Source organism: Lysinibacillus fusiformis (assembly GCF_016925635.1).
Lineage (GTDB): Bacteria > Bacillota > Bacilli > Bacillales_A > Planococcaceae > Lysinibacillus > Lysinibacillus fusiformis_F.
In genome coordinates this window covers 431,172-451,986 of the sequence record NZ_CP070490.1, presented here as the reverse complement: position 1 = coordinate 451,986, position 20,815 = coordinate 431,172, and the positions used below count along the sequence as shown (strand labels likewise).

Here is a 20,815-nt window from a genome sequence, read left to right as displayed (position 1 = left end):
TAATTAGGGTGACAGTAAATTTTAATTTAATATTTACGATAAACTTGTTTAAAATGAGGGAGTGAGATGTATGTCTCCTCCCTCTTTTAAAATATATAACCTAATTTTAAAGGAGCGTATTCAAATGTCTCTGAAACGTAAAAAAATCTCAGTAATCGGTGGCGGTTTTACAGGCGCTACGGCAGCATTTTTAGCAGCTCAGAAAGAACTTGGTGACGTCGTATTAGTGGATATTCCACAGGCGGAAAATCCAACAAAAGGTAAGGCGCTAGATATGTGGGAAGCAGCACCAATACAAGGGTTTGACTCTTATGTACAAGGTACTTCCAATTATGCAGATACGGCGAATTCTGACGTCGTGATCATTACCGCTGGTGTTGCACGTAAACCAGGGATGAGTCGTGATGATCTCGTTCAAATCAATCAGGGTGTCATGAAAACAGTTTCGAAAGAGATTGCTACACATTCACCAAATGCTACAATCCTTGTACTGACAAACCCAGTTGATGCTATGACTTACACAGTGTACAAAGAAACTGGCTTCCCTAAAAACCGTGTCATTGGTCAATCGGGTGTTCTTGATACGGCTCGTTTCTGCGCATTTGTGGCAGAAGAACTTAATATTTCAGTAAAAGATATCACTGGTTTTGTATTAGGTGGTCACGGTGACACAATGGTACCATTAACACGTTATTCATTCGCAGGTGGTATTCCATTAGAAACGTTAATTTCTGCTGAACGTTTAGAAGAAATTGTTGACCGTACACGTAATGGTGGAGCTGAAATTGTCAATTTACTTGGTAACGGCTCTGCTTATTATGCGCCAGCAGCGGCACTGATAGAGATGGCTGAAGCCATTATAAAAGATCAAAAACGTATTTTGCCATCTATCGCTTATTTAGAAGGCGAATATGGCTATCATGACTTATACTTAGGTGTTCCTACATTACTTGGCGAAAACGGTATTGAAAAAATCTTTGAGCTAGAATTAACGGACAAAGAAAAAGCAGCTTTAGATCAATCGGCAGAAGCAGTTCGTAATGTGATGAAAATTTTAGTGTAAAATTTCGGTGTGAATCTTAAAACGAGTAGGGGTTGTTCCTACTCGTTTTTTTTATGTTTCAAGTGTTGAGAAAGGTAAGGTTCTTCTGCTTTTCATTGTACTTTTAGCATAAAATTGATACTATGAATGTAGTATGATAGAAAAGGGGTTGGCGTATCTTTGCTTCAAAAAAATAGTAAACTTGGTCTCACAATCGATGAAATTACAGTTGGCGAGAAGATCCATATAACTGAAAAAATTGAAGATCGGGATCTATTGCTGTATTTAGGGCTTACAAACGATAGTAATCCGCTTTATATTCAACATGATTATGCAGCTATGACACCTTTTCAAAAACCAATTGTGCCGACAATTATGTTAAATGGTATTATTACTTCAGCTGTGTCAAAGTATATTCCAGGACCAGGTGCACGAATTATTGAGCAACATTTAAAATATTTAGGACCTCTCTATCATTATGAACTGTTCGATACGCTATTAGAGGTTACAGCAATCAATAAATATGACAATACCATCACGGTGTCTGTACACTCATATAATGAGCAGAAGCAGCTTGTAATTGAAGGTTTGTTGCTTGTGACGCCACCACTTGCGCTATAGACGTCTTGAGATTTGAAATGGGGGTTTCAAATCACTAACGGAGGCATTAGATATGACAAAAACGATTTTAGTAATTGAAGATGAATTTTCGATTGCAACATTATTGAAATATAATTTAGAACAGGCAGGCTATGTAGTTGAAACGGCTGCTGATGGTCAGGAAGGGCTTGAAAAAGCAATCGATTTACAGCCAAATTTAATTCTTTTAGATTTGATGCTTCCAAAACTAGATGGTATGGAGGTCTGTAAACAAATCCGACAGCAACGTATGAATACGCCAATTATTATGTTAACTGCAAAAGATGACGAATTTGATAAAGTTCTTGGTCTTGAGCTGGGTGCAGATGATTATATGACTAAGCCTTTTAGTCCACGTGAAGTATTAGCGCGTGTCAAGGCTGTATTAAGACGTTTCACGCAAAACGTTGTGGCAGATGATAAGGATGAGCCACAGGAGAAAATGTATGAGTTTGGACAATTGCGAGTGTTCCCAGAGCGATTTGAAGTATTTTTACAAGATGAGGCACTGGAATTTACACCAAAAGAGTTTGAGTTACTCATCTATTTACTTGAAAATAAAAATCGTGTATTAACACGTGATCAGCTATTAAGTGCTGTATGGAAATATGATTTTGCTGGCGATACTCGAATTGTGGATGTACACATTAGCCACCTTCGCGATAAAATTGAAGAAAATAGCCGTAAGCCGATGTTTATTAAAACAATTAGAGGCCTTGGTTATAAATTTGAGGAGCCGAAAACGACATGAAATCAATGAGCAATCGCTTATTCATGACATTCATGCTTTTACTTGGAACGATACTAGCTGTCCTAATGATTGTTATAGGTCAGCTTTTTCCTGTTTATATCGAGCAATACAATGAGCAAGCAACCACGCAAGTACGAGCTTCAATGGACCAAGTAATCGATGAACGCAAAATGGATTTAACGCAGGAAGATCAGGAAGCCTTGTATGCAGCCCAGGCTATGGAACAAGACGAATCCTTATTGACCTACGTACGCGCTCGACTATACGGAGTACTGGCTATTCTTTTCACAATCACTTTGATTTTAATAGCGATTATCAGTCGCTATATGATACGTAATTTTACGGCACCGATTGATAATGTGACAGAAACGGCTCTTGAGCTTGCAAAGGGTAACTATCGTGCGCGTGCCCAAGAAAATGAACATGAACGCATGATACCACTCAGTCATTCCATAAACATCTTGGCACGCAATTTGCAGGATATTACAACGATACGTGAAGTAGAGGAAGAAAGACTGAAAACCTTAATTGAAAATATGGGGAGCTCTCTTATGATGATTGGTCGCGAGGGGAATATTTCCATTGTGAATCGAGTATTTCTAGAGCGCTTTGGGATGCAGCTTGATGATGTGCAAGGAAAGGTATTTCGTACAATAGGCTTACCGAAATCATTAGAGCAATTTATCGATCATGTCTTTCTGACAGAAATGCCCTATCGACAACAAATTAAAATGGAAGTACAGCAGGAGCTTTATAATAAAGAAGTTTATGGGGCACCTGTCATCGGAGACCATGGACGATGGCTAGGCGTTGTTATCGTGATGCATGACATAACGGAACTAGTTCGATTAGAACAAATTCGGAAAGACTTTGTTGCGAATGTATCGCACGAGTTACGAACACCTATTACTTCTATTAAAGGCTTTTCTGAAACTTTATTGGATGGGGCCTATAAAGACGAAAAAATGTTGATCTCTTTCTTAGAGATTATTTATAAAGAAAGTAATCGACTACAAATGTTGATTCAAGATTTACTAGAGCTATCAAAGATAGAGCAGCATGGCTTTACTGTCAATATTATGCCGATGGGCTTACAGGATGTTTTAATTCGTGGAGCAGAATTGACAGCACCGCGATTGGATGAAAAAAATATGAGCTTCCAGGTGGATATCGAACGAGATGTCCAAGTCATGGGGGATGCCAATCGTATTATTCAAATCGTGACGAATTTAATTACCAATGCGATTACATATTCTCCTGAAAACACGACTGTTTCTATTCGATTAAAAGAAAATGAAACACACGGCATCATCGAAATAGAGGACCAAGGAATAGGTATTGAAAAACATGAAATCGCCCGCGTTTTTGAAAGATTTTATCGTGTGGATCGAGCAAGAAGCCGTAATTCTGGCGGAACAGGCTTAGGCTTAGCGATTGTGAAGCATTTAGTAGAGGCTCATCATGGCCGTATTCAAGTAGAAAGTGAGGTCGGCATAGGAACTAAAATGATTGTCACGATTCCGAAAAATTAACAAATCCTTTACATGAACAACATGTTACATTCATATTTGGGCACTATACTTATTACTAGAAACCCCCAATATGATTGTTAAGACGATACCATAAAAATCTAATATACTAGAGGATTTTTAACTGCTTTATATTCGCCACAGAAAGAATTTAGTGTTTTCTTTTAGACACTAGGTTCTTTTTCTGTTTTACAGGGAACGTAAATAGGTGTAAAGTATAGTAGCATAAAAGTTTAACAACCATCTTATAGCGATTGTCTGTTAGACGAACGCTTTTACAGTCAGTGAATCAACCTTCTTTTCATTTGAATCTTGTTTTTCTGACTGTTGAGGCAGAGAAAAAAATGAGAGAAGGATGACCATGAAAATCGTCAAAAGTATCGTGCAAATCGGCTATCTTTACATCCTATTATTTATCGGAAATACTATTGCACGCCTACTTCACTTGCCGATTCCAGGGAGCATAATAGGACTCGTCCTATTATTTTTACTGTTACAGTTTCATATAATCAAGCTTGAATGGATTGAGTTAGGAGCAGCCGTACTATTAAGTGAACTCTTACTATTCTTTATTCCATCTGCCATCGGTGTTATTGATTATCATGCCTTATTCGGTGTGCAAGGAATGAAGGTTGTGCTGGTCATTGTTGTGAGTGCGATTGTCGTAATGTTTGTAACGGGCTACACAGCACAATGGCTAGAGCAGCGAAAGAAGGGTGATGCTGTATGACGTTATTAATCGCCATTGTCAGCTTACTTGGGACCATTGCTATTTTCTATATTTGTAAAATGTTTTATAAAAAATATAAAAAAGAATGGCTGACACCTATGCTGATTACACCTTTAGTGATTATAGGCATTTTACTGCTGACAGGTATACCTTATAAATCCTACAATTCAGGAGCCAATATCTTAACAAATTTACTAGGGCCAGCAACTGTTGCGTTTGCGGTTCCTATTTATAAAAATGTCAATCTATTAAAAAAACACGCATTCGAAATTTTCATCAGCATTGCTGTTGGTTCTGCAGTTGCTATTGTGTCATCCTTTATGATGGCTCTAGTGGTAGGCTTAAATGATGAGTTGGTGCATAGTTTAGTGCCACGCTCCGTAACAACACCTATTGCGATGGATATTTCAAATATGATTGGTGGTTCTCCTACGCTTACAGCTGTTTTTGTTATGACGACTGGTATTTTAGGGAGCTTGTTAGCACCCATTATTATTAAAGTATGTCGTTTCCATAGACCGTCTTCTAGAGGCTTAATGCTTGGTATGGGGGCCCATGGAACGGGGGCATCTAAAGCATTTGAATTTGGAGAGCTAGAAGGTACATTTGCTAGTCTAGCGATGATCGTTGCTGCATTAATTAGCATTGTATTATCCACTACCATTTTCCCTGTATTTGAACATCTGGTTATCAATATCCTGTTGCCATAAAAGGTAACAGGATTTTTTTGTATTGCTTCAGAAAAGCTTTTGTGAAGCGGAAAATAAAGATGATTCTCTCCTCTACAATCATTATATAAAAATATTTTGAAACTTTTTATAAAGGTCTCCCGTAAACAATAGTACTAAGCAAAAGGGAGGAACAGACATGAGTGTGAAAAGGACACTAATGCTAGTTGGACTTGGAATATTTGGAATTATTGCACTTATTACAGTTTTTACTTCATGGTACACGGTAGATGAATCAGAACAAGCTGTTGTTGTTACATTTGGTCGTGCCGATGATATGGTGACAAATCCAGGTCTTCACTTTAAATTACCTTGGCCAGTACAATCGGTCGAAATTTTGTCAAAAGAAACATTTAGTTTACAGTTTGGCTATAAGCAAAATAAAGCAGGAGAGCTTGAAGCCTATGATGCTGAAACAAAGATGATAACAGGTGATGAGTATATTGTACTAACAGACCTTGTAGTACAGTGGAAAATTACTGACCCTCGTAAATTTTTATTTAACGCACAGAGCCCAGAGGAGATTTTACATAGCGCTACATCGAGCGCGATTCGTTCCATTATAGGTAGCTCAACAATTGATGCTGCATTAACGGACGGTAAAGCAGAAATTGAAGCAAAAACACGTGATCTACTTGTTTCATTAATAGAAAAATATGATATTGGGATTGGCGTGTTAGGTGTGAAGTTACAAGATGTTGAATTACCGAACAAAGAAGTTCGTGCCGCATTCACAGCTGTAACGGATGCACGCGAAACAAAGAATACCAAAACCAATGAGGCAGATAAGTATAAAAATCAGCGCATAAGTGAAGCTAACGGTGAAAAAGATGCCATTATTTCTAAGGCTCAAGGTGCAAAAACAGCCCGTATTGAGCAAGCTCAAGGTGATGTCGCTGTATTTAATAAAATGTATGAGCAATATAAAGGTAATCAACAAATTACACGTGAGCGTTTAATTTTAGAGACACTTGAAAATGTATTACCAAAAGCGCAAATATATATTATGAACGATGATGGCAGTACAATGAAGTACCTACCATTACAAGCATTACAGCCTCAGCAGGCACAAACAGAGAAAAAAGAAGGGAGCGGTAACTAATGGACAAAAAAAATAAGGACCTAGATAAATTCCTCAATTTTTTATCCGGTAAAGGTAAGAAAACTGCTCCTTCAGAAGGTAGTTCAGGGGAGAATGTAGTGGAAATGCCAAAAAAAGGACCCCTGAATCCTAAAAAATTTCTTTCTCTTGCTGTTACGCTAACAATAGTTTTTGCAGCGGCCATCATTATATTTGCCAATGTTTATATTGTGAAAGAATCTGAATACGCAGTTGTTCGACAGTTTGGGGAAGTTGTGAAATTTGAACGAGAGCCCGGTTTGAAAATGAAAATACCATTTATACAAAGTGTTACGAGACTACCTAAAAATCAAATGACCTACAATATCTCAGAGGAAGAAATTAATACAAAGGACAAAAAACGTATAATTATTGACAATTATGCTGTTTGGCGTATAACAGATCCGAAAGCGTTGATTTCTAATGCAGGAACACTGAGCAAAGCTGAGTCCCGAATGGAAGAATTCATCTACTCTGTTATCCGAACAGAGCTTGGACAATTAAGATATGATGAAATTATTAATGATGAGGACTCTTCACGAGGTAGCCTAAATGATCGTGTAACAGCGCGAGTAAATGAATTATTGCAAAACGATAAATATGGAGTAGAAGTAGTAGACGTACGTATTCGTCGTACAGACCTACCAGCAGAGAATGAACAATCCGTATTTACACGGATGATTTCAGAACGTGAATCAACTGCTCAGCTCTATCTGTCTGAGGGGGATGCTCAGAAACGTCGTATTGAAGCTCAAACTGACCAACAAGTACAAGAAATGCTAGCTACTGCTAATAAGGAAGCGGCTATTATTCAAGCTGAAGGAGAAGCAGAAGCTGCAAAGATTTACAATAAATCATTCTCTCAAGATCCTGAATTTTATTCCTTATACCGCACGCTAGAATCTTATAAGAAAACGGTTGGAGAAGATACGGTTATTATTTTGCCATCTACTTCACCATATGCCAATATCTTGTCTGGTTATATAAAATAAACGCAAATTTAAGTCGTCTCTGTAGTGAAAGAGATGACTTTTTTTGTTGCTATATAATTATAACTATCCATTAAATCGGATTATTATAGTATGAAAATAATAGAAATTTATAAGTTTGTATTCCCCAATCAACGATAATTTGATAGAATGATAATGTTTAAAAAAGAATAGTTGGGGGTAAGGGCTTTGAAATTACAAATTAGCAAATGGCTCCAAAATTTAGGGATCGCTTGTAGTATAGCATCGTTATTGACGCTTTTCTTCCGTCTATCCGATTTTTCATGGATGACGAAGAGTGTTTATCATATACCAGTATTTTTTGTTAGTATCTTTTTAGTCAGTATCATTATTGCAGATGATGTAAGAAACCTTTTTAAGAAATTATTTTGGTATGAAAAACGAAAGGTCAAGCGTCCTATTTGGCAAGTTGGAATTGGCTTAATTTTCTTTTTAGCACAAATTAGTACAGTGATGGTATTTAATCAAGAGTTAACACACCCACAATTAGGTGGCATGCCTTTATTCCTCGTGTTTGCCTTTATGAATGCATTTATATTAACTGTCATATATGAAGAAATTTTTTATCGTGCATCAAATCAATAACATCTAATATGGACTTTCATTCAAAAAGCTATTCTTTCTGAATGAAAGTCTTTTTTTTTGATTAAACAGTGGAATTACACTAAGGACAAGTTGCTAGGCTTCACATAGCGGAGATAAATATTTGTTTTTTAACCTAATTTTAACCTTCATTATTTATGATAAATGAAATTGCACTTTACTATGAGGAGGAATAAGATGAAGAAAGTAGTATTTGGAAGCGCATTAGCAGTAGGTTTATTATTTAGTGGGGCAGGGCAATCCTCTGCCAATGGCCAAATTCAGCCAATTGATATTCAAGGCATGGATCTAGAATCGGCATTACAGGCAGTTCAATCACAACGAGCACAGTTGTTAGAAAACCAACTTAAAGATCAACTAGAGGGTGTTCAACAACGAAATCAACAGCTAGCTGATTTGAATACACAGTTAGCAGGGTTACATCAGGAAAGAGCAGCTATACCTGTAGAAGATCAAGACACACATTCAGCGCTTGATCGAGAAATCCAAGATGTTAAAGGTCAAATAGATGGTTTAAGTAATTCACAGCAAATGGATATGCTACGTTTACAAGGATTGAGTAATAAACGCAATGAAGCTTTTGATACAATGACGAACTTTATCAAAAAAATGCAGGATAGTCGTTCATCTATTATAGGTAATATGCGTTAATGATGTTAGAATATTTTTAAAAAAGTCAATCGCTATGTGCGATTGGCTTTTTTTGAATGGATAGGAATGCTAAAGTGGCGGATAGACCATTAAAAATGACGGATAGCACTGTAAAAGTGATGGATAGGATATGAAAAGTAACGGATAACCTTGCGAAAGGACGCCTGCTTTTTTTACTTGAAATGTATTGTTATGATAAAGTAGAAGTAGAAGACAACGCAGGAGGATAAAATCATGACCAAGGATAAATTACTATTATTGGACGGTAATAGTTTAGCGTATCGCGCGTTTTTTGCGTTGCCATTGTTAACGAATGATAGTGGCATTCATACTAATGCTGTATACGGCTTTACAACAATGCTACAAAGAATATTAGAGGAAGAACAACCAACGAAAATATTGGTTGCTTTTGATGCTGGGAAAACAACATTCCGCCATGAAACCTTTACAGAATATAAAGGTGGACGTCAAAAGACACCACCAGAATTATCAGAGCAATTTCCTTATTTACGAAAGCTCATTGATGCTTATGGTATCAAGCAATATGAACAAGAATTATATGAAGCGGATGATATTATCGGAACGCTTGCTAAAGAGGCTTCATCACAGGATATGGATGTCATCATCGTTTCTGGAGACCGTGATTTAACACAGCTGGCGACAGAGCAAGTAACCGTTTATATAACGAAAAAAGGTATTACGGAAATAGAGAAAAATACACCAGCCTTTATTGCAGAGAAATACGGGTTAACGCCGCTCCAAATTATTGATATGAAAGGCTTGATGGGGGATTCCTCCGATAATATTCCTGGTGTACCAGGTGTCGGTGAAAAAACGGCTGTAAAATTATTAAAAGAGCATGGCTCCGTTGAAGCACTTTATGAAGCAATGGATACAATGAAAGCTTCTAAAATGAAGGAAAAGCTGGTAGCTAATGAAGAGCAGGCCATCATGAGTAAGCAGCTGGCAACGATTTATACGGATGCCCCAATCACGATTTCACTCGCTGATCTTGCGTATAATGGGCCAAAAGAAGATGAATTAATCAGTGTGTGGCGTGAGCTTGGCTTTAAATCACTGCTTGATAAAAGTGACTTTACAGTGCACGAAGAAGAGCAAGCACCTTTCGACTATGACCTTGTTCAGGAAATTCAACCTGAGGACTTACAAGATGTGATGGCTGTGCATGTTGAACTGGAAAATGAGCATTATCACACTTGTCAGCAGCTAGGGATTGCGTTGTCAGATGGAACAAAGACACAATATATTCCTTTTGAAAGTGCAGCAAAATCAGATACTCTCCGTCGTTGGTTAGAAGATGCCACAAAAATAAAATATATGTCCGATTCAAAGGCGGCTCAAGCATCATTGAAGCGAGCAGGGATTCAATTAGCTGGCGTTGACTTTGATTTGCTACTTGCCTCTTATATAAATAATCCAGCATTAAGTGGCGACGATATCGCCACACTTGCAAGAGAATTAGGCTATTATGATGTTCAATCAGATGAGGCGGTTTATGGAAAAGGTGCCAAGCGTGCAATACCTGACTTGGATCAGCTTGCACAGCATGTAAGTCGCAAAGCCTTTGCTGTGTGGTCATTACAGCCCAAGCTGGAAGCATTATTAAAGGAAAATGAACAATTCGATCTTTATAAAAACCTAGAGCTACCATTGGCAGGAATTTTAAGTGAAATGGAAAGTGAAGGGATTACAGTTAACCGTGCTACATTAGAGAAAATGGGGCAAGAGCTTAATGACAAGCTTGTGGTGATTGAGCAAGAAATTTATGCGGAGGCTGGAGAAACGTTTAATATTAATTCACCTAAACAATTAGGTGTGATTTTATTCGATAAGCTAGGGTTACCTGTAATTAAAAAGACTAAAACAGGCTATTCCACTGCTGCAGATGTACTGGAAAAATTACAGTCAGAGCATGCAATCATTGAACATATTCTGTTGTATCGTCAGCTTGGAAAATTACAATCCACGTATATTGAGGGATTACTAAAGGAAATTCATGCATCAGATAGCAAGGTGCATACACGCTTCCAGCAAGCTTTAACTGCGACAGGGCGTTTGAGCTCTACAGACCCGAATTTGCAAAACATCCCAATCCGTTTAGAGGAGGGGCGCAAAATTCGTCAAGCCTTTGTACCATCAAAAGAGGATTGGATACTATTTTCTGCTGACTATTCGCAAATTGAATTACGAGTACTTGCACATATGTCAGAAGATAAAAACCTTGTTGAGGCTTTCCGAGAAGGAATGGACGTTCATACACGTACAGCTATGGATGTATTCCATGTATCGGAAGATGAGGTGGATAGTAATATGCGTCGCGCAGCGAAAGCTGTTAACTTTGGCATTGTCTACGGTATTAGTGATTATGGCCTTTCACAAAACTTAGATATCACGCGTAAGGAAGCGGCCAATTTTATTGAAAAGTATTTCGCAAGTTTCCCTGGCGTAAAACAGTACATGGATGACATTGTTCAAAATGCGAAATTTAATGGTTATGTTACAACGATATTAAATAGACGTCGCTATTTACCAGACATTACAAGCTCCAACTTTAATTTAAGAAGCTTTGCAGAGCGTACAGCAATGAATACGCCAATTCAAGGAAGTGCTGCTGATATCATTAAAAAAGCAATGATTGATATGGATGCTCGATTGAAAAAAGAAAAGATGCAGGCCAAACTACTGCTTCAAGTGCATGATGAGTTAATCTTTGAAGCACCTAAGGAAGAGATTGCATTGCTGGAAAAAATTGTACCAGAGGTCATGGAAAATGCTATTGAGCTTTCAGTACCGCTAAAAGTAGATTTTAACCATGGTTCAACATGGTACGAGGCAAAATAAGGAGGGGTTCAAATGCCTGAATTACCAGAGGTAGAAGGTGTCGTCCAGGCATTGAAGCCAAAGGTTGAAGGACGTACCATTCAACAGGTTCAACTTTCTGAAAGAGTACATTTCTCTTTTAGTGAGGGTAAACAATGTATTGTCAAACAAGCAGAGCCTGATACTTTTGAAATAACGATGTCCCAGATGACAATTACCAAAATTGAACGACGAGCAAAATATATTTTCTTTCATTTGCTGAAGGATGATGTTCCATATGTCCTTGTCAGTCACTTAGGTATGACAGGTGCATGGTTCGTTGTGAATTCACCCGATGAAATTAATGAGGCGAAATTTCAAAAGCATATCCATGCAACATTTGAAATGGCAGATGGAGGATATTTGATTTATTCAGATATTCGCCGTTTTGGTGAACTTCGTTTTCTGACAAAAATTGAAGATCATGCGCCATTGACAAAAATGGCACCAGAGCCATTCGATGAGCATGCTTGTGACTTTTTTATAACAAAATCTAAGCTACCAAAGTATGAAAATAAAGCAGTAAAAGAAGTGATTATGGATGGGCAAGTCATTTCAGGCTGTGGCAATATTTATGCAACGGAGGCATTGTTTGCTCAGAATATTCACCCTGCACGCCAAATGAATCGCATTAGTGAAAAGCGAAAGCGGGCATTATTTGAGGAGATTGTTGCTGTCCTACGTCAAAGTATTGAAGCGGGTGGTTCAACTATTTCTGATTATCGAAACATTAATGGGGAAGCCGGAAGTATGCAGAATCGACTAAAAATGTATGGGAAAAAGATATGTCCAGCATGTGAAACGGCAACAAGTCAAATGACAATTGGTGGGCGTACTTCGGTTTATTGCCCAAATTGTCAACATTAAAGGGGATTTAGCAATGATTATCGGACTTACAGGAAGTATTGCAAGTGGAAAAAGTACAGTAGCTAAAATGATGAGCGAACTGGGATTACCGATTGTTGATGCGGATATTGTAGCACGAGATGTCGTAGAACCTGGAACGGAGACATTAGCCCTCATAGCTGAAAGCTTCGGACAAGCTATCTTGCTTGAGGACGGCCATTTAAATCGAACAATGCTTGGAGATATCATTTTTCATGAGCCTGCCAAACGCAAAACGTTAAATGATATTATGCATCCAGCAATCAGAAAAGAAATGTTACGTCAGCGTGATGCCTATTTAGAGGCAGGACATGAGCATGTTGTGATGGACATTCCATTGTTATTTGAAAGTAAGCTGCAGCATTTTGTGGAACGTATCATTGTGGTATCGGTCAGTGAAGAAGTTCAGCTTCGACGCTTAATGGAGCGAAATAATTTAACAAAAGAGGATGCATTGGCACGTATGCACTCACAGCTGCCGATGTCTGTCAAAGAAAAGGGTGCACATGCGGTCATTTATAATAATGAAAATATAGAAAACACAGAAGAACAATTAAAAAAAATCCTGCGCTATTGGGGTGTTATTTAATTGGTTCTTTTACGATGCGTAGCAAGCCAACTTTGCTGCGCATTTTTTTATGGGGAAACGCCATAATAAAGAATAATTTTTCAGAAAATAAGAACTTTTATATTCTCAATATATAATGTTCATCTTTTTTAAAATTGTGTTATACTAATCACCATAAAGTATATAATTAATTAATCTGAGTATGTACTCACAGGAGGATATTTTAAATGACAGTATCAATTGCTATTAATGGTTTCGGACGTATCGGACGTATGGTTTTCCGCCAGGCTATCGTACAACAAGATTTAAACATCGTTGCAATTAACGCAAGCTATCCTGCAGAAACGTTAGCACATTTGATTAAGTATGACACAAATCACGGAACATTTGAAGGTACGGTAGAACCAGCAGGCGATGCTTTAGTTGTAAATGGTAAACGTGTTCAAATTATTAGTGAACGTGATCCATTAAAATTACCTTGGGCGACAATGGGTGTAGATATCGTTATTGAAGCTACTGGAAAATTTAATGAACGTGATAAAGCAGCCATGCATTTAGAAGCTGGCGCGAAAAAAGTAATCTTAACAGCACCTGGTAAAAACGAGGACGTAACAATTGTTTTAGGTGTTAATGATGATAAACTTGATATTGCTAAACATGATGTTATTTCAAATGCTTCTTGTACAACAAACTGCCTAGCGCCAGTAGCAAAAGTATTGAATGACACATTTGGCATTGACAATGGCTTAATGACAACAGTTCATGCCTATACAAATGATCAAAAGAACTTAGACAATCCACATAAAGATTTACGTCGTGCACGTGGATGCGCACAATCTATTATTCCAACATCTACTGGTGCTGCAAAAGCATTGAAATTAGTTTTACCTGAATTAGAAGGTAAAATTCATGGTATGGCACTTCGCGTTCCAACACCAAACGTATCTTTAGTGGACCTTGTAGTAGATTTAAATACAGATGTAACAGTTGATGCTGTCAATGCAGCATTTGTAAAAGCGGCAACAGAAGGTCCAATGAAGGGTATTCTTAATTTCTCTGTTGAACCATTAGTATCTGCTGATTACAATACAACAACTTATTCTTCAACAGTTGATGGACTTTCTACAATGGTTTTAGGCAACCGCAAAGTAAAAGTACTTGCTTGGTATGATAACGAGTGGGGCTACTCTGCACGTGTTGTAGATCTTGTGAAAAAAGTGGCAAATGCTTTAGAAACGGTAAACGCGTAATAATCTTTATAGAGAGCACATTGAAATCGAAAAGGTTTCAATGTGCTCTTTTTTTTGCAGAAACTTTCCTTGTACTTTAGGTGCTTTAGATTTATCATGAGCACACAAACATGAATGCACTTTTCTTACATGTAGGAAATTTGTTATAATAGATATATTAAATTGTTGTAAACCAGGAGAGTAATTATATGAGATGTCCATCTTGCCAGTTTAACGGAACGCGTGTTGTGGATTCGAGGCCAGTAGATGATAATAAAGAAATTCGTAGACGTCGTGAATGTGAGTCATGTGGCTTCCGTTTTACAACGTTTGAAAAAATTGAAGAGACGCCATTAGTCGTTGTGAAAAAGGAAGGTTCACGAGAAGAGTTTAGCCGTGAGAAGGTACTTCGTGGGCTTATTCGTGCTTGTGAAAAACGTCCAGTGGCACTTGGTGTACTGGAGGAGCTTGTCCTGTCAATTGAAAAAGATCTTCGTCGTATTGGAAATTCGGAAGTACGCTCAGAAGATGTTGGTGAAATGGTCATGGACCGTTTAGCTAAAATCGATGAGGTCGCTTATGTGCGTTTTGCATCGGTCTACCGTCAGTTTAAAGATATCAATGTCTTTATTGAGGAAATCAAAGACATTATTCAACGTCAAACGGAGAAGAAATCATAGCAAACAGAGAGGATGAATGACGTTGATTCATTTATATAAGGAATTGCAGCCTGGCGATCCTTTCGACATTCGTCTACCTCATGCATTTTCTACACAGGAGCGTCAATTAGTTACATTATTGTATCAACCATTAACGGGATCAGAGCCAATTAGCCTCTATCTAACATTATGGGCAGAAGCAGAGCAAATGCCAAAGCAGCAAATGACACATTATTATTTAATGAATGTGCTAGGGTTGCCCATTGGTAAAGTGTTTGAGGCTCGTATTGCGCTAGAAGCAATTGGTTTGCTGCGTACATGGAAAAAAGAAGATGCTGGTGAACGTAGTTTTTTATATGAGCTACAGCGCCCATTAGATGCAGATAGCTTTATGAAAGACCCGCTGCTGTCGATGTTTTTGTTTAGCAAAATTGGAGAGCAGGCTTATCGCAATTTACGTCAGCGCTTTATGTCACCTGTAAAGGACACGGCGTTTAAGGATGTATCTCGTGCTTTTATCGATGTCTTTAAGCCCGTACATGCTAATATTCCATCAGATTTACAAGTAGATACGAATCATAAGGATAAACAACAAAAAGTATATCCTTTTTATTTGGAGCAATTTGATTTTGATTTATTGCAAGCAGGTTTGTCCGAGCAATTGGTTCCTTCCAATTTGTTGACATTCGAAGTGCGTGAAGCTATAGCCAAGCTGGCCTTTTTATATCATTTAACAGCCCTTGATATGCAAAAAGTAGTAATACTTGCTTTAGATGATGATTTAGGGATTTCTCAGGAACGTTTACGAAAGGCTGCTGCTGATTTTTATAAATTAACAGTGTCTAAGGAGCCGCCCAAACTTGCGCGCGTTACTGAACCATTACCAGCAGCAGAAGCTGGACTAAAAACTAAGGATCAGGAGCTCCAACACTATTTAGAAACAACGGCGCCTGTCCAAGTGTTACGTGATATAAATAATGGTAAAGAACCATTGCAAACATCTGTCCAGCTTGCGGAAAATTTAATCGTTCAGCATGGCATGCCAATTGGAGTGGTCAATGCGTTGTTAGAATATGTCATGCTAACGACAGATATGAAGCTACCTAAAAAATATGTGGAAACGATTGCTGATCACTGGGTACGAAAAAATGTCCAGACGGCTAAGGAAGCAATGGAACTTGCCCGCCAAGAGCATGATAAATATACAGCTTGGAAAAACAAGCCCCAAACTACCAATAAAACGAATCAACAAACAAAGGGACGTTCAAGATATCAACGTGAAGAAAAAGTGCCTGAATGGTTTTATAAACGGAATGAAAAACAAGAGGAATCTACCTCTAGTACTATAGATTTTGAAAAAGAGCGACAAAAAATATTAGAGATGCTAGGAAAAAGCGAATAGTAAAGAAGGTGAGCAATAATCGAACCTATAAATGGACCATTAAAACGAGCAATTAATGTACCCTCGTTCAAAGAGCGTTATGAAGCTATGCGACGTGAAATTTTAGAACATCCGCATGTGCAGGAATTTTTAGCACAGCATGCAGATGAATTAAACTATGACAATGTTGAGCGAAATTTACCTAAGCTTCATGAATTTATTAGTCAATCTACTGAGTGCTGTGGCTGTGATAATACAGAACATTGTACAAATTATTTAAAAGGGTTCCTACCGACATTAAGGGTAGTTCGGAATTCTATTGAAATGGACTATGTGCGCTGTGAGCAAAAGATACGGGAAGAAGAACGTCGAGATGTTGCGAATATGATTGCAAGTATGCATATGCCAAAAGATGTGCTACAAGCAACCATTCATGATTTAAGTATTGACGATGAATCCCGTGTGGCGATTGCACAAAAAGCAGCTCAATTTGTAAAAATGACAAAAGAAACAGGTCAATTACCTGCAAAAGGTTTTTATCTATATGGTAAATTTGGTGTAGGGAAGTCCTTTGTACTTGGTGCATTGGCCAATGAATTAGCGTCTATTAAAATTCGCTCTGTTGTAGTTTTCGTTCCAGAGTTTTTACGAGAAATGAAAAATGCCATTGGCGATAACACATTGAATGAGAAGATAGATTATATTAAAAAGGCTCCTGTCTTAATGCTAGATGATTTAGGAGCGGAAACCATGACTGCCTGGACACGTGATGAGATTTTGGGGACTATTTTCCATTATCGTATGGCAGAGCAATTGCCAACTTTTATTACGTCTAATTTTAATTATGATGAATTAGAGCATCATTTAGCGCAGTCACAAAAAGGTGATATTGAGGTAGTTAAAGCGGGACGAATTATGGAGCGAATTAAAGCCTTAACCGTGCCAATCGAAATGCAAGGCAAAAATCGTCGGATGTAACATTGATAGTTGCATTTTTCGACAATCGAGCGTATACTGACTCATATACTTAATATCAATATGCATTGATGAGGACATGAATTTTGTGTATCGGCTTATAGAGAGGGAAGTCATCGGCTGAAAACTTCCTAGTGTGAGCACATCATTTACTACCTACTGAGCAGCGAAAGGGATAATCTTTCGCCGGTCCCTAGCCCGTTAGCTAGCCTTGAGCTTCGTCTGACTTTATGTAAGTCGGAAGGAAGAAGGGTGGAACCACGAGCATACGCTTCGTCCCTTTTGTGAGGGACGGAGCTTTTTTTATTTTTCTCAGATTTCGTTGAAATTGTTGTGAAAAGTGGTGGCTCCGCTCATATAGGGAGGGAAGTCGCTCACGAAGGTGGTTAACCCGCTCCTAGAGAGTAAGAAAACGCTCAGAAAAATGAAGATTCCGCTCCAATCGAGTAAAGAATCGCTCAAAAAAGTAATGACTCCGCTCAAACTAAGCCATCGAGTCATGCAAACAATGGCTCCAGCCAATCATCAAGCATTATGTATTTAACCAAAACGAAGGAGTGCAAAGAATATGTCAGAAATGATTAAATTAACTTTCCCAGATGGCGCCGTAAAGGAATTTGCAAAAGGCACATCAACTGATGACGTAGCATTATCCATTAGCCCAGGCTTACGTAAAAAAGCTTATGCAGGTAAAATTAACGGTGTGTTAGTGGATTTAAAAACACCAATTGAAGAAGATGCAACAATTGCGATCATTACACAAGACGATGAGGAAGCACTTGAAATTTTACGTCACTCGACTGCCCATTTAACAGCACAAGCTATTAAACGTTTATTCCCAGATGTAAAGCTTGGTATTGGTCCAGTGATTGAAGGTGGTTTCTACTATGATATAGACTCACCAACACCAATTACTGCCGAAGATCTACCAGCAATTGAAAAAGAAATGAAAAAAATTATTGCTGAAAACCTAGAGGTGGAACGCAAAAATGTAAGTCGTGCAGAAGCACAAGCACTCTATGAAGAAATTGGCGATGAGTATAAATTAGAATTACTGGAAGCCATTCCTGCAGATGAGCAAGTATCTATTTATTATCAAGGCGAGTTTTTCGATCTTTGCCGTGGTATTCACGTACCATCTACAGGGAAACTTCGTGAATTCAAGCTTTTATCATTAGCAGGTGCCTACTGGAGAGGGAACTCTGATAACAAAATGCTACAACGTATTTATGGTACAGCGTTCTTCAAAAAAGAGGAATTAAAACACCACCTACAAATGCTAGAAGAAGCAAAAGAACGCGATCACCGTAAAATTGGGAAAGAATTAGACCTGTTCACAACTTCTCAAAAGGTAGGTCAAGGGTTACCGCTTTGGTTACCAAATGGTGCAACAATTCGTCGTGTCATTGAACGTTATATTGTCGATAAAGAATTATCACTTGGATATAAGCATGTTTATACACCAGTATTAGGTTCAAAAGAGCTTTATCAAACTTCTGGTCACTGGGATCACTATCAAGATTCCATTTTCCCACCAATGGAAATGGATAATGAGACATTAATTATGCGTCCAATGAACTGTCCTCACCATATGATGGTGTACAAAAACAGTATGCATTCATATCGTAACCTACCATTGCGTATTGCAGAGCTTGGTACAATGCACCGTTATGAAATGTCAGGCGCGGTTTCAGGTTTACAACGTGTACGTGGGATGACATTAAATGATGCGCATATTTTTGTTCGCCCAGACCAAATTAAAGCGGAATTCCAAAAAGTGGTACAGTTAATTTTAGAGGTTTATAAAGATTTCGATTTAAATGATTACTCATTCCGTTTATCTTATCGCGACCCTGCAGATACTGAAAAATACTTCGATGATGATGCCATGTGGGAAAAAGCACAAAGCATGCTAAAAGAAGCAATGGATGAGCTTGGCTTAGACTACTTTGAAGCGGAAGGTGAGGCTGCATTCTATGGTCCTAAACTTGACGTTCAAGTAAAAACAGCAATTGGTAAAGAAGAGACTTTATCTACAGTTCAATTAGACTTCCTATTACCAGAACGCTTTGACCTAACTTATGTTGGGGAAGATGGTAAACCTCATCGTCCAGTTGTTATTCACCGTGGTGTTGTATCGACAATGGAACGTTTTGTTGCCTTTTTAATTGAAGAATACAAAGGGGCATTCCCAACTTGGTTAGCACCGGTACAAGTAGAAGTCATTCCGGTATCAAATGAAGCTCACTTCGACTATGCAAAGCAAATTGAAGAGCAACTTACAGCAGCTGGTTTACGTGTGGAAATGGATGATCGTGAAGAGAAATTAGGCTATAAAATCCGTGAAGCACAAATGAAAAAGATTCCTTATATGCTTGTCATCGGAGATAAGGAAGTAGAGGCAAATGGCGTAAATGTTCGACGTTATGGCTCAAAAGATTCCGAAACAATTAGCTTTGAGGATTTCCTAGCAGCTATTAAAGCAGAAATTACAAAATAAGCTTCAACTAGAAACTCTCGCTTGCCAAAGTGAGGGTTTCTGTATAAAATAAATCTTGCATTTGTATAGAATATTTTCATTTTGGTTATGTTAGCAGTGATAAGAAAATAAATATTTGACAGCTTATCATATACATGCTAATATAATTAAGGTTAATGAATACAAAGTTTGTGGTTGAAGTAGAGGCTGCCCGCTTCTCACCTGATACAACGCTTTAAAGGCTGTGAACAGGTATGACACGTTGAATTGTTTTGCGTAGACTTGCGCATGCACATATAGCGGGCGGACATCTTCAAAAATGTCCGTCCTTTTTTTATGGACATGACGAGAGGATGTACCGTTCAACCGGGCAAGGCTTTGCCCAAACCATGTATTCGCGACAACTACTTGGAGGTGGATTACTATTAGCAAAGACATGTATGTAAACGAAGGCATTCGCGCACGTGAACTTCGATTAATCGATCACAATGGTGACCAGCTTGGTGTAAAGACACGTAATGAAGCGCTAGAAATCGCCGCTCGTGTAAACTTGGATCTTGTCCTTGTGGCCCCTCAAGCCAAGCCGCCAGTCGCTCGTATCATGGACTATGGTAAATTTAAGTTTGAACAGCAAAAGAAAGACCGTGAAATTCGTAAAAATCAAAAGGTCATCGTAATGAAAGAGGTTCGTTTGAGCCCAACAATAGATGAGCATGATTTCCAAACGAAGTTACGTAATGCGATTAAATTCCTTGAAAAAGGCGATAAAGTAAAATGTAGCCTACGTTTCAAAGGTCGTGCGATTACACATAAAGACATTGGTCAACGTGTGTTAGATCGTTTTGCTGAAGCTTGTGCTGAAGTATCAACGGTAGAACAAAAACCGAAGATGGAAGGCCGAAGCATGTTCTTAGTTCTTCAACCAAAGAACGAGAAATAATATTAGACGAACAGTT

General features: G+C 38.2%; 19 protein-coding genes. All 19 read left to right on the top strand.

Annotation, left to right across the window (positions count from 1 at the left end; all coding sequences use genetic code 11):
- Positions 1 to 124 precede the first annotated feature (124 nt).
- The 19 genes from mdh to infC all read left to right on the top strand — a co-directional run bounded on the left by mdh (position 125) and on the right by infC (position 20,799).
- Positions 125 to 1,063, top strand: a complete 939-nt coding sequence (mdh, locus tag JTI58_RS02240; RefSeq protein ID WP_205444942.1) for a malate dehydrogenase — start codon at positions 125 to 127, stop codon at positions 1,061 to 1,063.
- A gap of 159 nt (positions 1,064 to 1,222) precedes the next feature.
- On the top strand, positions 1,223 to 1,663 hold the full coding sequence (locus tag JTI58_RS02235; RefSeq protein WP_004226245.1) for a MaoC/PaaZ C-terminal domain-containing protein: 441 nt from the start codon (positions 1,223 to 1,225) through the stop codon (positions 1,661 to 1,663).
- Between the two features lie 52 nt (positions 1,664 to 1,715).
- Positions 1,716 to 2,432, top strand: a complete 717-nt coding sequence (locus JTI58_RS02230; protein ID WP_205444940.1) for a response regulator transcription factor — start codon at positions 1,716 to 1,718, stop codon at positions 2,430 to 2,432.
- A complete protein-coding gene (gene pnpS, locus JTI58_RS02225; protein ID WP_205444938.1) occupies positions 2,429 to 3,964 on the top strand; it encodes a two-component system histidine kinase PnpS in 1,536 nt (511 codons plus the stop codon). The genes JTI58_RS02230 and pnpS overlap by 4 nt, the downstream gene beginning before the upstream one ends.
- 358 nt (positions 3,965 to 4,322) lie before the next feature.
- A complete protein-coding gene (locus JTI58_RS02220; RefSeq protein WP_205444937.1) occupies positions 4,323 to 4,691 on the top strand; it encodes a CidA/LrgA family holin-like protein in 369 nt (122 codons plus the stop codon).
- On the top strand, positions 4,688 to 5,401 hold the full coding sequence (locus JTI58_RS02215; RefSeq protein ID WP_205444935.1) for an LrgB family protein: 714 nt from the start codon (positions 4,688 to 4,690) through the stop codon (positions 5,399 to 5,401). The genes JTI58_RS02220 and JTI58_RS02215 overlap by 4 nt, the downstream gene beginning before the upstream one ends.
- Before the next feature lie 157 nt (positions 5,402 to 5,558).
- A complete protein-coding gene (hflK, locus tag JTI58_RS02210) occupies positions 5,559 to 6,521 on the top strand; it encodes an FtsH protease activity modulator HflK (RefSeq protein ID WP_205444934.1) in 963 nt (320 codons plus the stop codon).
- Positions 6,521 to 7,531, top strand: coding sequence for a protease modulator HflC (hflC, locus tag JTI58_RS02205; RefSeq protein WP_205444932.1), 1,011 nt, complete (start codon positions 6,521 to 6,523; stop codon positions 7,529 to 7,531). The genes hflK and hflC overlap by 1 nt, the downstream gene beginning before the upstream one ends.
- A gap of 186 nt (positions 7,532 to 7,717) precedes the next feature.
- The gene (locus tag JTI58_RS02200; RefSeq protein WP_205444930.1) at positions 7,718 to 8,134 is read left to right on the top strand and encodes a DNA polymerase I; all 417 of its coding nucleotides are present in this window, start codon (positions 7,718 to 7,720) and stop codon (positions 8,132 to 8,134) included.
- Positions 8,135 to 8,329: 195 nt separating this feature from the next.
- Positions 8,330 to 8,803: a hypothetical protein gene (locus JTI58_RS02195; RefSeq protein WP_205444929.1), complete on the top strand. Its 474-nt coding sequence runs from the start codon at positions 8,330 to 8,332 to the stop codon at positions 8,801 to 8,803.
- Between the two features lie 234 nt (positions 8,804 to 9,037).
- Entirely contained in the window at positions 9,038 to 11,665 is a 2,628-nt protein-coding gene (gene polA / locus JTI58_RS02190; RefSeq protein ID WP_205444927.1) for a DNA polymerase I, read from the top strand.
- 12 nt (positions 11,666 to 11,677) lie between these two features.
- The gene (gene mutM, locus JTI58_RS02185; RefSeq protein ID WP_205444925.1) at positions 11,678 to 12,550 is read left to right on the top strand and encodes a bifunctional DNA-formamidopyrimidine glycosylase/DNA-(apurinic or apyrimidinic site) lyase; all 873 of its coding nucleotides are present in this window, start codon (positions 11,678 to 11,680) and stop codon (positions 12,548 to 12,550) included.
- Positions 12,551 to 12,563: 13 nt separating this feature from the next.
- Positions 12,564 to 13,157 (top strand): dephospho-CoA kinase, encoded by a 594-nt coding sequence (gene coaE / locus JTI58_RS02180; protein WP_205444923.1) that lies wholly within the window; start codon positions 12,564 to 12,566, stop codon positions 13,155 to 13,157.
- A gap of 206 nt (positions 13,158 to 13,363) precedes the next feature.
- Positions 13,364 to 14,386, top strand: coding sequence for a glyceraldehyde-3-phosphate dehydrogenase (locus JTI58_RS02175; protein ID WP_205444921.1), 1,023 nt, complete (start codon positions 13,364 to 13,366; stop codon positions 14,384 to 14,386).
- 188 nt (positions 14,387 to 14,574) lie between these two features.
- On the top strand, positions 14,575 to 15,045 hold the full coding sequence (nrdR, locus tag JTI58_RS02170) for a transcriptional regulator NrdR (RefSeq protein ID WP_205444920.1): 471 nt from the start codon (positions 14,575 to 14,577) through the stop codon (positions 15,043 to 15,045).
- A gap of 16 nt (positions 15,046 to 15,061) precedes the next feature.
- Positions 15,062 to 16,426, top strand: coding sequence for a replication initiation and membrane attachment family protein (locus tag JTI58_RS02165; protein WP_243456291.1), 1,365 nt, complete (start codon positions 15,062 to 15,064; stop codon positions 16,424 to 16,426).
- Between the two features lie 27 nt (positions 16,427 to 16,453).
- Positions 16,454 to 17,383, top strand: coding sequence for a primosomal protein DnaI (dnaI, locus tag JTI58_RS02160; protein ID WP_279381326.1), 930 nt, complete (start codon positions 16,454 to 16,456; stop codon positions 17,381 to 17,383).
- A 565-nt stretch (positions 17,384 to 17,948) separates the two neighbouring features.
- The gene (thrS, locus tag JTI58_RS02155) at positions 17,949 to 19,880 is read left to right on the top strand and encodes a threonine--tRNA ligase (protein ID WP_205444916.1); all 1,932 of its coding nucleotides are present in this window, start codon (positions 17,949 to 17,951) and stop codon (positions 19,878 to 19,880) included.
- A gap of 415 nt (positions 19,881 to 20,295) precedes the next feature.
- Positions 20,296 to 20,799 carry a translation initiation factor IF-3 gene (gene infC / locus JTI58_RS02150; RefSeq protein ID WP_012295602.1) on the top strand — a complete coding sequence of 168 codons (504 nt, stop codon included), beginning with the start codon at positions 20,296 to 20,298 and terminating at the stop codon, positions 20,797 to 20,799.
- Positions 20,800 to 20,815 lie beyond the last annotated feature (16 nt).